The 13,104-nt window shown below is 36.0% G+C and carries 13 protein-coding genes and 1 tRNA gene; 4 read left to right on the top strand and 10 right to left on the bottom strand.

From position 1 onward, the window contains the following. Nucleotides 1-54: 54 nt before the first annotated feature. The 7 genes from FN817_RS15650 to FN817_RS15680 all read right to left on the bottom strand — a co-directional run bounded on the left by FN817_RS15650 (nucleotide 55) and on the right by FN817_RS15680 (nucleotide 7,505). A complete protein-coding gene (locus tag FN817_RS15650; protein WP_142718769.1) occupies nucleotides 55-1,212 on the bottom strand; it encodes a pyridoxal phosphate-dependent aminotransferase in 1,158 nt (385 codons plus the stop codon). A 2-nt stretch (nucleotides 1,213-1,214) separates the two neighbouring features. Next, a complete protein-coding gene (locus FN817_RS15655; protein ID WP_142718770.1) occupies nucleotides 1,215-2,291 on the bottom strand; it encodes an FAD-dependent monooxygenase in 1,077 nt (358 codons plus the stop codon). 332 nt (nucleotides 2,292-2,623) lie between these two features. Next, a complete protein-coding gene (locus tag FN817_RS15660) occupies nucleotides 2,624-4,000 on the bottom strand; it encodes a tryptophanase (protein WP_142718771.1) in 1,377 nt (458 codons plus the stop codon). Between the two features lie 93 nt (nucleotides 4,001-4,093). Continuing rightward, a complete protein-coding gene (locus FN817_RS15665; protein WP_142718772.1) occupies nucleotides 4,094-4,711 on the bottom strand; it encodes a DUF502 domain-containing protein in 618 nt (205 codons plus the stop codon). Nucleotides 4,712-4,736: 25 nt separating this feature from the next. Continuing rightward, complete coding sequence (gene miaE, locus FN817_RS15670; protein ID WP_142718773.1) at nucleotides 4,737-5,315, bottom strand: tRNA-(ms[2]io[6]A)-hydroxylase; 579 nt, start codon at nucleotides 5,313-5,315, stop codon at nucleotides 4,737-4,739. 74 nt (nucleotides 5,316-5,389) lie between these two features. Further along, nucleotides 5,390-6,478 (bottom strand): acyltransferase family protein, encoded by a 1,089-nt coding sequence (locus FN817_RS15675; RefSeq protein WP_142718774.1) that lies wholly within the window; start codon nucleotides 6,476-6,478, stop codon nucleotides 5,390-5,392. Between the two features lie 142 nt (nucleotides 6,479-6,620). Further along, nucleotides 6,621-7,505 carry a neutral zinc metallopeptidase gene (locus tag FN817_RS15680; protein WP_142718775.1) on the bottom strand — a complete coding sequence of 295 codons (885 nt, stop codon included), beginning with the start codon at nucleotides 7,503-7,505 and terminating at the stop codon, nucleotides 6,621-6,623. A gap of 184 nt (nucleotides 7,506-7,689) precedes the next feature. Here FN817_RS15680 and rplU point away from each other — a divergent pair, with 184 nt between their 5' ends. The 4 genes from rplU (at nucleotide 7,690) to FN817_RS23215 (ending at nucleotide 9,237) form a co-directional block, all read left to right on the top strand. Beyond that, a complete protein-coding gene (gene rplU, locus FN817_RS15685; RefSeq protein WP_081995486.1) occupies nucleotides 7,690-8,268 on the top strand; it encodes a 50S ribosomal protein L21 in 579 nt (192 codons plus the stop codon). A 12-nt stretch (nucleotides 8,269-8,280) separates the two neighbouring features. After that, nucleotides 8,281-8,538, top strand: a complete 258-nt coding sequence (rpmA, locus tag FN817_RS15690; RefSeq protein WP_027372929.1) for a 50S ribosomal protein L27 — start codon at nucleotides 8,281-8,283, stop codon at nucleotides 8,536-8,538. A 189-nt stretch (nucleotides 8,539-8,727) separates the two neighbouring features. Beyond that, nucleotides 8,728-8,895, top strand: coding sequence for a hypothetical protein (locus FN817_RS23210; protein WP_167498882.1), 168 nt, complete (start codon nucleotides 8,728-8,730; stop codon nucleotides 8,893-8,895). Nucleotides 8,896-9,072: 177 nt separating this feature from the next. After that, nucleotides 9,073-9,237, top strand: a complete 165-nt coding sequence (locus FN817_RS23215) for a bacteriocin-like protein (protein WP_167498883.1) — start codon at nucleotides 9,073-9,075, stop codon at nucleotides 9,235-9,237. A 76-nt stretch (nucleotides 9,238-9,313) separates the two neighbouring features. Here FN817_RS23215 and FN817_RS15695 read toward each other — a convergent pair whose 3' ends face one another. From FN817_RS15695 to FN817_RS15705, 3 genes are all read right to left on the bottom strand, one after another. After that, nucleotides 9,314-11,749 carry a DUF5686 family protein gene (locus FN817_RS15695; protein ID WP_228451580.1) on the bottom strand — a complete coding sequence of 812 codons (2,436 nt, stop codon included), beginning with the start codon at nucleotides 11,747-11,749 and terminating at the stop codon, nucleotides 9,314-9,316. A gap of 372 nt (nucleotides 11,750-12,121) precedes the next feature. After that, nucleotides 12,122-12,195, bottom strand: a tRNA-Asn gene (locus tag FN817_RS15700). Nucleotides 12,196-12,331: 136 nt separating this feature from the next. Beyond that, entirely contained in the window at nucleotides 12,332-13,051 is a 720-nt protein-coding gene (locus FN817_RS15705) for an AAA family ATPase (protein WP_142718777.1), read from the bottom strand. Between the last annotated feature and the right edge of the window lie 53 nt (nucleotides 13,052-13,104).

Raw genomic sequence — 13,104 nt, forward strand, 5'->3', positions numbered from 1 at the left:
TTAATTTGAGAAAAATAATAACTTATTATTAAAATTTGATGAAAAATTTTAATGTTAAAAGCTGGTAATGATTCTGTTAATTCCTTCTTCTAAAATTTCCTGTGAAGTGGAAAAACAAATTCTGATATGTCCTTCCGCTCCTTTTCCGAACCATCTTTCTGATCCGGGAACAATGGCAACCTTTCCCTGCTTTAAAACATGTTGGGCAAACTGATCGCTGGACATTCCGTTTTCAATCTTCGGAAACAGCACAAAAGTAGCCTCAGGTAGATTTGGGGTTAGAATTTCTGACCGGCTTAATAATGTAAAAGCAAAATTTCTGTTACTCTGTAAATGAGCTAAAAATTCTTTATACCAAGGCTTTGCTTTCTCCAGAGCTACACTTCCGGCAATCTGGGACAACGTAGAAACGCCTTCTATTGTTGAATTGAAATTGGACTTTTCTGTAAAATCTTCAAGAATATCCTGGTCATTACACAATACAGCCCCAATTCTCAGTCCTGCAATTCCAAATGATTTTGAAAAGCCGTAAACGGTAAAACTTTTTCTCTTCGCCTTCTCAGAAACGGAAGAGTAGGTATGGAAGTTTTTGTTGTCATAAATAATATCACTCCAGATTTCATCACTCATCACCCAAAGATCATGAGCTGAAGCGATTTCTGCTATTTTTATTAAAACTTCTTTAGGGTATACTTTTCCCAGTGGATTGTGCGGATTGCAGATGCTGATAAGCTTCGTTTTGGAATTGATTAAAGAAACCAGTTTTTCAAAATCAATGTCTCCCGTTATGGTATCTACAGGACAAAGCCTCACTTTTCCACCAGCAGTTTCTACTGATTTTTTGAAAAGAAAATCTACAGGATCCAGAATAATGGCTTCATCTCCCGGGTTCAGAACATAAGAGGCAATCAGAAACATTCCCTGGGCGGCACTGTTGACTGCCAGAACATTTTCCGGGAAAAAGCTTCCATGTTTCTCATTATTAAAATGATCTGCAACACTTTTTTTGAATTCCGGAAGACCGGAAAACGGTCCGTAGCTTAGATAGCCATCTTTCAGGTATTCAATAATTCCCTGTTCTATTTCAGGTGCTGTCCTGAAGTCCGGATCTGCAGCGGTAAGGGGAATAATTCCTTCCTCTAAAGTTGCCCATCTTCCGTTGTAGGCTTTTCTTTTCAGTGCTTCAAAGTTGATATCGTTATTGCTGAACATATTTATTTATAAGATATGGGTAAAATGTTTTCTGATTGTTGATGGAGCGGGAGCAGGAACTGATTGAGCAATGTTCTTCCGTTATTGATATGAGTCTCAATTTCAGGTTTCCTTTTTGCCTCATATTTTCTGAAGGCTTCCGTTTTATCTTCTTCTTCAACTAAATACTTCGTTAATGTGAAAGAGTCTTTCAAGGCTGAGGTTACACCCTGGCTAGTAAATGGGATCAGTGGGTGCGCTGCATCTCCGATGAATACAATATTATCTTTATAAAACGGATTCAGTTTTTCCAGCTCATAAACACGCCATAAGTGTACGTTTTTATAGTCTGATTTCTGTATAATTGATGGAATTAAAGGATGCCAATTCTCAAAAACTTCGAGCATATATTTCTTTAAATTCTCTGCTGAGCAGTCGTTGATCATATATTTTTCATTGTCAAACTGTGAATACCAAAGAACAGTATCATGGGTGAGTTTAAGAATACCAAAAGTTAACCCACCGTCTTCATGATGGAATTTTATAAAGTCATTTTCAATAGAATCTGCAATTTCTTTATCCTGAATGATATTCACTACTTCACTTTCCCTTACCACTTTCATGGTTTCATCTTTAAAAAGACGGCTTCTTATACGGCTTCTGGAACCATCAGAAATGACTGCTATTTCTGCATCAATATCAGTTCCATCGGAAAGTTTTAATTTTCCGTTCTGTTGATCATCGGGGATTATGGTGTGTTCGTAGGTTATTTTTTCAGGAGAAATATTTTGAGCCAGCAGATCAATTAATGAATTTCTTGAAATGGCAAAAACATGGTTCAGTTCCTTTTCTGCCAGTATTTTTCCTGTATGGGAGTATTGTATGTATTTCTTTAAAAAATTCCCATGCTTAAGAAGAAGGTCCGGATCTATGATCTGATAAAGGTATTCCATTCCTTCCTGTGGAATAAGAAAACCATGACCTGCCAGATCTTCCTTTTTTCTTCTTTCATAGATGTGATAATCAATCTTGTATTTTTTTAAGTAATTCGCCATGCTTAAGCCGGAGATACCGGCGCCCACGACAGCAATTTTCTTCATTTTCGGAATAACGGATTTTTCAGGTTGGTTCTCAAGTATTTTTATATCTGTTTTACCAGATGGATACAAAATTAAAATTAAAAACATTCACTATTTCAAAAAAGAAATTAATTTAATTGAGTTTTCTAAAAAATAAAGTGAAAAGAATAATATGTTGCATGTGATAAAGAAATATGTTTGATTTATATTTATTTGTAAAATATAATATCTGAGTGATTTTGAACCAGTTATCTTTGTTTTTTTGAAAATAAGAGGCACAAGATTGTTCTTGTATAGGAAACTTTTGAATTTTAATGCATAAAAAAACCGGAAAAAAAATTCCGGTTTTATGATTAAGCTTTTTCAAGCTGAACAGTAAAGTGTCTTAAGATTTCCGGTTCCCAGGTGATCTTGTATCCTTTTGCTATTTCTTCACGTCTTTCATAAACATTCTTGATAGCAGCAGCAATATAATCCATATGGTTATTGGTATAGGTTCTTCTAGGAATTGCCAGACGTACCAATTCTAACTTAGGATAACGGTTTTCTCTTGTTGCTGGATCTCTGTCAGCTAATAATGTTCCTATTTCTACAGTTCTGATCCCTGCTTCTTTGTAAATTTCAAGTCCTAATGTCTGTGCCGGATATTCTTCACGGGAAACATTGGGTAGAAAGTTTAAAGAATCAATGAATACAGCATGTCCTCCGATTGGTTTTTGAACCGGAATTCCGTATTCAATCAGTTTATTACCTAAGTATTCAACCTGAGAAATTCTGCTTTCAAGATAAGCGAACTCAGTAGCTTCATCAAGACCTACAGCCAATGCTGCCATATCTCTTCCAGCCATTCCTCCGTAAGTAATAAATCCTTCGTAAATAATGGTAAAGTTGGAAGCTTTTCTGAAAACTTCTTCATTATTTAAAGCAATGAATCCACCGATATTTACTAAACCGTCTTTTTTAGAACTCATTGTCATCCCGTCTCCGTAAGAGAAAATTTCCTTACAGATTTCTTTGATGCTTCTGTTTTCCTGTCCTGCTTCTCTTTTTTTGATGAAGTAAGCATTCTCAGCAAACCTCGCTGAATCAAAGAACACAGGGATTCCATATTGGTCAGAAAGAGCTTTTACAGCCTTCATGTTTTCTAATGATACAGGCTGTCCTCCTGAAGAGTTACATGTAATGGTAATTAAACAGAAAGGAATATTTTCTTTTGGGTGACTTTTATAAACTTCTTCCAGTTTTTCAAGGTTGATATTTCCTTTGAAAGAGTGAAGATCATTAATATCAAAAGCTTCATCAATAGTACAGTCTATGGCATGTGCCTTTCTGATCTCGATATGCCCTTTTGTAGTGTCAAAATGAGAGTTTCCCGGAACTACATCTCCTTCTTTTACCAATACTGAGAAAAGAACGTTTTCTGCAGCTCTTCCCTGGTGTGTAGGTAATAAATATTTGAATCCTGTAATGTTCTCTACAGTTTTCTGTAACTGTTCAAAAGAACGGGATCCTGCATAGCTTTCATCTCCGGTCATTAAAGCAGACCATTGTCTATCAGACATTGCTCCGGTTCCTGAATCGGTAAGCAGGTCAATATAAACATGTGAAGATCTTAAATTGAAAAGGTTATAATTAGCTTCTTTAAGCCATTGCTCTCTTTCTTCTCTGGTAGATTGGTAGATTTCCTCCACCATTTTGATGCGGAAAGGTTCCGCGTACGGTAAATTCATGAGTTAAATTATGTTTTAAATTGTTTGTAAAGAAAATGTGTTTGAAAATAATTTTCAAAATTCATCAATGTTATAAATAAGGCTTGGGAAGTATTATTCTGGAGCTTTAAATATATTTTCATCAGAATGGAATCCGGCTACACCGCCGCTCACGGCAAACTTCATTGCAGAAGCTGCTGTCATTCCCACTACAGGTTTGATGTTTTTTTCTTCAGTAACAATTACCCAGCCCGAGATGGCGTACGAGTGGGGAAGATATACCGCAACGTAATTATGCTTTTCAACGTCCGACATTTCTTTTTGGGTTAAAAAGCCGATTCTCCAGATTTCCGGATTTTCATTGGTTTTTACCCATACAGGATCGTTGAATTTTTTCTTATCACCTACGAATGAAGACATCACGTCTTTTGTAGGAGTGTAAATATGCTTTACTCCCGGAGTTTTTTCCAGTAAGCTGTCCATCGTATCGAAAAAGAATCTTCCGACCACGAATTTATTTCCTAAATACCCTAAAATAGCAGTAAACAGTATGGTTGATACGAAAACAAGCCCTGGGATCTGCTTTGCAAGAGAAGGAACAAGATTGTCAATGGCACTTACAATATACCAGATTACAAAAATGGTAAGCCCGATAGGACCAATAATAACCAGTCCCTGAAAAAAGTTTTTCAGAAATAGATTGGCAATATTTTCAAAGCTTGGCTTCTTCAATGTGTATTCTTTACTGCTTTATATTTTAACCGTGAATGGTTTCTTTGTTCCCGTAGGATTTAATAATGCTGGCTTCATATTCCAGCCATTCTTCCCAACGTTTGTTTACTTTCTCCGGATCTCCAAGCTGTCTTGCGAATCCAATGAAAGTCGTATAATGATTGGCTTCAGAAATCATAAGTTCTTTGTAGAAAACTTTAAGCTCTTCGTCTTTGATGTTTTCAGTAAGAACCTTGAATCTTTCGCAGCTTCTGGCTTCAATCATAGCAGCAAAAAGCATTTTGTCTACGATGAGGTCTTCTCTTGTTCCCTGAACGATAAATTTCGCCAGCTCATTTACGTAATCATCTTTTCTTGCTCTTCCGAAGGTATGCCCTCTTTTTTTAATGATCTCATGCACCTGATTGAAATGATCCAGTTCTTCCTGTGCAATGGCAAGAAGTTCTGTCACAATTTCAGGATATTCCGGAAGCATTGTAATCAGGCCTATGGCATTGGTAGCTGCTTTTTGCTCGCACCAGGCATGATCTGTTAAAATTTCTCCGATGTTTCCTTCTGCAATATTGGCCCACCTTGGATCGGTAGGGAGTTTCAACTTAAACATGTTGTAAAATTTCTGTAAATTTAAACAAATTGAGGTAAGAAATGTGACTTTATTTCAATTTGATCGTTAAAGTCTTAAGAGGCGGTCTTTCTTCTTAGGAATTCCAAAATATTCCAACCCCAGCTATCCACTTTTTTCAACCCGGCAGAAATCATGAAGGCTAAAATGATATTAATACCATAAATAATGATCATTAAAATCCACCACGGCATATTTTCTTTTAATGGAACCACCAGAAAATATACCAATGAAGAACTGATTCCCTGTGCAAAGTAGAAGAAAATAGCATTCTTTCCGATATAGGTAATGAAATTTTCTTTTGTGATCTTTAATCGGTTATAAAGAACAAATAAGGTTACCAGGGAGAATAATGCCCAGATGATATAGGGGATTTTTGGCGGGAATTTATTTTTATTGATTTTATAGAAAATTTCTCCTCCATAGTACCAGAACATCCATAAAAGAGCTGCTCCAACAAGTGCATATAATATTGGAATTGCTTTGGTGGGGATTTTTTTTCCACGCATTTTGTTTCCAATTAAAAATACGGCAAGATAAAAGGCTACATATCCCACCTGCCCGGTTGGATAATATTCCGGGAAAATGTTGAATAATAAGGTTAAACCAATGCAAAGCCCAATGAACCAGTTGATCTGTTTCGGGAAGAACCTTAAGATAAGAACACCAAAAACAGTAAGAATATAATACACTTTAAGATACCAGAAACTTCCCATCACCACAGGAAAAGTGTCGGCATTGGTATATTGATGCAGATACCAGTTGCCCAGGTTTTCCCATTGAGGCGTTGTTGAAATGCTGGTAGTAGAATATTTAGATCCAAATGTGGAATAAAAGCTTTGGAGCCATTCCATCGAAAAGAAGCTTAGTCCAAAGACTTTAAAGAAGTAATCTAACAAGAACAGGAAAGTCACAAATATCATATAGGTAATCTGCAGTTTCAACAGGCGGTACAATGTTTTTTCAATATTGGCTCCGGAAGTAATTCCACTCAAAGCATAGAAAAGAGCTACGTCAAAAACAAGCGAAAATACCCTTATTTCTGCGGGAATATAAAACTGTCCGGACCAGAAAGCGGTATGGATAAATATGATAGAAAGTGTTGCCAGTCCTTTGGCGAAATCAATATAGAGATCTCTGTTCATTATGGATTACTTGGAATTTTTTTATTTTCAAAAATACAAACAAATTGATTTTATAGAACATAAAAAGTTTTTTTAAACAAAAAAGGGGCGGAACATACTGCCCGCCTCCTTTCTTAAATATGCTAAAAATGAATGTTCGTGTTTATTGAAGATGTTTAAATTCTTCTGCAGAAATTTCTCCTGACTGAATTTTTCTCAGCTCATCTATATATTGGCTCATGTAGGCGTCAATTTCAGGATTTACTGTGTTCTTAGCCATCTTGTAAGTTCCGTTTAATACTCCCTGATAATAATAGAAGAAATTATAATCAAAATTGGAAGCGTTAAGATCATACTGTCCTAAAAGGAATCCTAAACGAACTGCAGATCTTCTTTGTGCAGGTGTTCCGTGATGTCCGGGATTGGTTGTCTGATAATCTCCGATACTTTGAGCAAACTCATAAGCTGCTGCAATTTCCGGGAAGCTTGTTTTATTGTACCCGTTAGGTCTTCTCAAATAGTATCCTGCAAAACCGTCAGCTTCAAGCTCGTTAGGTCTGGCTGTGTTTTCGCTTACAGATGGAAGTCCAAAGATATACTGCAGCTGATGTCCGTACTCATGAGCGAGAATCATCGCATTCACAATATCACCTCCTTTTGCTTTTGCATCATAATAGATGGCGTATCCATAATAGATCTTTCCGGTAGAATAGGAAATTGCATTGTACGTAGAATTGTAATTGGATGGATCATTCACAAATCTTAGTGTAGGATTGCTTCTTCCCCACATACTTGCAATCTTAGTCATCTGACCGTTCATGAAATTGGTGTCTGTGGAATTTTGAAGTCCGGTTAGTAAAACTGAATTTGCACTCCAGTTGTTATCAACATAAGAGCAGATTTTTTCCAGATCTCCCGGCTGATCAATTTTTGCACTAAGTTCTTGCTGAGGTTGAACATTGTTGTCCATTTGGTCATCACTACATGCTGTCAATGAAGTTACAGCAATGGCACCTGCTAGTAAGCAGAGATTAAAGTTTCTTTTCATATATAAATTCAATTTGGTAAAACGAAGGTATGAAATTATCTCTTAATTGTGAGTATTTTAATGAAAAAAATTATTCAAAACATAGTGAGTAGGTTTTTAATTAAAAAAACATTGCTTTGATTGTAAGCTGTTTAGAAAATTATATGTATATTTGCACCTCGAAATAACTAAAAATTTATAAACAATGTTTGCAATTGTAGAAATAGCAGGGCTTCAATACAAAGTTGAGCAAGACCAGAAGTTGTTTGTAAACCGTTTAAAAGGAGATAAAGGAGGAAAAGTTTCTTTCGATAAAGTTCTTCTTACTGTAAACGGTGCAATCACTGTAGGCGCCCCAGCTGTAAACGGAATCACTGTAGAAGCAGAGATCCTTGACCACGTTAAAGCTGATAAAGTAATCGTTTTCAAAAAGAAAAGAAGAAAAGGTTACAAAGTGAAAAACGGTCACAGACAATCTTTAACTCAAATCGTAATCACTGGTATTACAGGATTTGAAGGTGGCGCTAAAAAAGCTGCTGCTAAAAAAGAAACTGTGAAAGGTGAAGTTCTTTCAGACAACGCAACTGTTAACTTTAGTGAAGATCACGAGCTGAACTATCACTTAAAGAAAAACAACTTGTCTCAGTCTAAAGAGAACAGAGAAACTTTAATTACTTTAGGTAAAGCAGTTAAAGTGGAATTAGAAAAGAATATTCTTACTCATGAAGAAGTAGATGCTGCTATCATTAAGAATATCGATCAATTTAAAGCACTTAATAAATAATCCAGTAATAAAATGGCACACAAGAAAGGAGTCGGTAGTTCCAAGAACGGTAGAGAGTCTCACTCTAAAAGATTAGGTGTGAAGATTTTCGGAGGACAAGCAGCTATTGCCGGAAATATTATTGTTAGACAAAGAGGTACTCAGCACCACCCAGGTGATAACGTGGGAATCGGTAAAGATCACACTTTGTTTGCATTAGTAGATGGTAAAGTAGTTTTCAGAAAGAAAGCAAACAACAGATCTTTTGTATCTGTAGAACCAAACGCATAATTTTTAAGCGTTTTATAAAAATCAAAGCTTCAGCAAATGCTGAGGCTTTTTTTTGTTATTATAATTGCAATTATTTTCGCGGTATTCAATTTTTTGTGAAATATTTTTATATTTGTTAACTGTCCTGTTATGAATAGTTGTGAGAGCCGAGAAGCATAAAGAGTAGGCGCAAATTAAAACAAAATATCTATGAAAAATCTAAAGAAATTAACCAAAAAGAATTTAAAAGAAATGACCGGAGGAGTAGCGGCCGTCTGCCCTTCTATGTTTCAATCCTGTGATGAATGGTGCAGATGGTCACCATGGCAAAAATCACACTGTATGCTTTCCCAGTCCTGTACAGAATGTTTTGAATGATATAAATAATCTTCTTTAAGCTGAACCTTATGGGGTTCGGCTTTTTATATGAAGTTAAAAAAGCTTAAATAATATCCTTTGGTGGTGAAATAATTATATATTTGTCTGTTATCAAATAAAAAATTGCGGAAGCCGAAAAGCAAAGAGAGTAGGCAACAAATAAAACTAAATATAATCATGAAAAATTTAAGAAAATTAACAAAAGCCAGTCTGAGAAGTATTAACGGAGGAGAAGTATGGTGTCCGGCAAAACCTATTACATCATGCAGTGTATGGTGCGGATTGACAAAAGAGCAGAAAATGCGTTGTCTGCTTGATGTAGAGGGTTGTGAGTGTTTCTGATACTTTGTATAAAGTTGAAAAATAAAAGTTCGGCGGCTTCAAAGAAGCCGCCGAAACTGTTTTATATTATTTCTGGTTAGAATCCTACCTGAAATCCTGCTTTAACACCGAATTTTGAAATATCCGGTCTGTCAAGGTAATTTCCTCTCCAGTTGAAGTCTACCCTGAAAATTCTAAGATTTCCGATTCCTATATTTTCAATTCCAAATCCGTATTCATAATAAATATGTTCGCTTGGTGCAGAATATCTAAAACCTTCAACATTGATTGCCTTTGAAGCATCGCTTAATGTTCCATAAGCTCCTCTGATAAACGCAACCTCCCGGAATTTCAGTTTTTTAATCAAAGGAATATAAGAAAGAATTTTACCGTTAAAATGATGCTCCAGCTGAAGAGTGGTATAAGCGTCAGTCACGAATTCATAATAGTTAAGCTGAGAGAATGTATTCGGTACCAAACCATAGGACAGGTTGGCGGGAATGATATTCTGTAATGCCAGAGGAACTGTACTGAAGTTTTTTCCTGCCTCAAAATTCACTACCAGTTTCCCCATGCTGCCAATCAAAAACGGCTTATAAAGCATGAACTGAAGCTTGTCATAATTGAAGTCAGCATTAAATAAACCTTCAATACCTCTGGTATATCTTAAAACAATGGTTGGTGCAAGGTTTCGGGCCTGGTAACGGTCAATCCCGGTTTGAGAGAACTTAGCGCCAGGCTTGGCGATTAAACTGATGGTAACATGTGAGTCATTCACTGTTTGTCTTAGCCGGCCATCTTTGTAATACATCAGATTGAATTTCTCCGGAATAGCGGATTTGATGCTCTGCATTACTCCATCCACTCTGATCTGAAAATTTTTCCAGGGTTCAATAGCGGCAAAAACACTTGTTTTGTTTACCGAACTTAAAGAAATGTTTTCTCCTCTTGCAAAAAAGGTACTGGAAGATGAAGATTGCGGGGTAACACCATCACCCGAAGTAAGCTGTCCTCCAAGCTGAACGATATCTCTGGTGGTTCCTGCTCCAATCATAAAACGGTTAAGCTTATTGAACATATATCGTGCTTCAACACCATATTTAAACTGTTGATCTTTGAAACCATAAGCTGTATAAAACTGAGCTCTCCAGGTATCATTCAATCCGAAATAAGTTCTTGCTCCTAATCTTATTCTGTCTCCTTCCACTTCATTCCTTCCGTAAATAGAGAAAATAGGGCCTATATCTATTCCTTTAAAGGCGTTGTAATATCGTGAACCCAGGGTTTCAAACAGTTTTACCATTCTGTTGAATTTTGGAGTCTGCTGAAGCTGATCAAGCATGTTATAAACACCCTGTTCAGCTTTAGATAAAGTGTCAGGTCTGGCTTTGGTCCAATATGCGTCGTCTTTATTGGTGAATTTATCTTCATATTCCTCTTCCGTGCGTTTGAATACTTTTGGATCCAAAGGCTTGTTAAACTCATATTCAGAATAATCTACCGATCTTTTGGCTATAATACTTTTGGCACCTTTCTTTTTTGAAAAAGGGCTCATTTCAAATTCAGTAATCAGTTTTTTAGGAAGAAAAGTGGTTTCATCAGGATTGTCATATTCTACTTGTGTATAGACACTGTTGACGAAATTTACATTGATTTTCTGGGTTGATTTTAATGTTGCTCCTAAAACTGCATAGGTGTCTGTATCTATATAAAGATTTCCCTGGAAGGCAAGGATATCTTTTCTCTTCGGCTGATATCTGATCTGGAAAGCTTTCTCACCACGAATGGTGATGGTGTCCATAAGGCTGTAATCATAAGTGCTGAATCCATCTGTCCCTACAGGGCTTTGAAATCCAATATCGAAATAGTTCAGCGTATTGTCGTAGATATTGATATCCCGATACAGGTTTTTAGCAGAAACCGTAATCACCTGATTGTCCTGGAAACCTGAAGTTTTTTGAGCTACCAATGTTCTTTTGCTATCCTTATCCGGTCTGTTTTTACCAAAATTTTCATATACGGCTTCATTTAAAAAGATGGGAAGTCCTAATCTTCCGCTGGCTGTAGAATCAGCATAGTCAAAAATGAAATCCAGTTTATTGAAAATCTTTTTTTTCATGAAGGCACTGTCCAGGTTGTTCAGGTCGAATTGAGTTTTTTCGTATTCTTTAAAGGAATAGGTATCAAATTTTTCTAACCCGTTATTTCTTTTTTGGGCCCATACTTTTTGCATGATGGCGTAAGCAGGGTTTTCTTTTTTATTTTTGTATTTAGTCTTACCGCTCTGAAGGACAATCTCCTGGATGTCACTTACTTTGGCCTGGGATAGCTGTACGAAAATATTTTCAGCATTTTCAGGGGTAATATCAAGTGTTTCTGTAGTATAACTTTTTCTGGAAAATTTTAGCTGATGAATAATACTGTCTGACTGAACGATGAAGCTGCCTGAAGTTGTCGTCAGGGCAGGTGTTTTGCTGTTGTTGATAAAAATATCAACTTTTGTAAGTTCTTTGCTGCTTTTTTCGTCAACCACCCTGCCACTGGCCCGGTTTTGAGCGCATACGGAACTGGAGAGAATCAGAAAAAAAAATAAAAGATAGTGTTTTGGGGAGTTATTGTTTAACATCATTCGTTTCTTCAGGCAATTAGCATAAACAAAAAGTATGCAGTTTATTTAAAAAACAGGTAAAAAAATAAAATATTTTTAGTCTACCATATAAAACGACAAATGTAGCAAAAATTATATACGGGTTCATTAAAATTAAATGAGAAATTTTAATGCTTACAGGATAAGAATCAGAGGATTAATAACAAGTGAAAAGTCCAGGCATCGATCCATTATTTCACCGTTCTATCTTTATGAATTGTAAATGAAAAAAGACCTACATTTCTGTAAGTCTTTTTGCTCCTCCTGCTGGGCTCGAACCAGCGACCCTCTGATTAACAGTCAGATGCTCTAACCAACTGAGCTAAGGAGGAATTTCCTTTGTTTAAGGTGCTGCAAATATAATAGGAATATCCGTACCAAGCAAGTTTTATCGTGTTTTCTGAATCGTTTTTAACTAAATGTATTGAATTTCAATAAGAAATATTTTCTGAATATTTCTATTGAAACCTATAGGTCTTCAAATAAATGCCTAAAATAATGTTCCGGCGATTCCAGAAAATTCTTTGTCAGCTGATAATGTTCCGTTTCTTTATAATGAACTTTTTGAATTTTATCGTCAAGTAAATAAATTTCAGCAGCTGGATAGCTCATTAATATCGGTGAATGGCTTGAAATGATAAACTGAGCTTTTCCTGTTTGTTCTAATTTATGAATAATAGATAATAATGAAAGTTGTCTTTGTGGTGATAAAGCAGCTTCAGGTTCATCAAGAATATAAATGCCATGCTGGAAATGGTTATGGAATAATGATAAAAAAGCTTCACCGTGGGACTGCTGGTGTAAAGATTTCCCTCCATAGGCTTCCAGAACTCTTTGATCTTCTTGAGCCACTTCATCGATATAGGTGGCAAAATTGAAAAAACTTTCAGCTCTCATAAAAAAGCCCTGAGAAGTCTTATGGTGCCAGGAAAGTGTAAGATATTCCGACAGCGCAGATTCTGTTTTATGAAAGTCGTAATTGTGATTACGGTTTCCTCCGGCGACATTAAAATTACATTGGTCTGCAATGGCTTCGAGCAGGGTAGATTTTCCAATTCCATTTTCGCCAACGAAAAAGGTAACATTACTTTTTAACCTTAAATTTAAACCGTTGCGTAAAAAAGGAAGGTTGAAAGGAAAGTCTTGGGGATGATTATCTTGTAAATAAATTTTGGATAAATAAGGCATTTTGCTTGATAGAATTATTAATCCTATCAAGCAAAATATGTGCAAAAATAAGA

Origin of the sequence: Chryseobacterium rhizoplanae, assembly GCF_900182655.1 — a bacterium.
GTDB classification, from domain to species: Bacteria; Bacteroidota; Bacteroidia; order Flavobacteriales; family Weeksellaceae; genus Chryseobacterium; species Chryseobacterium rhizoplanae.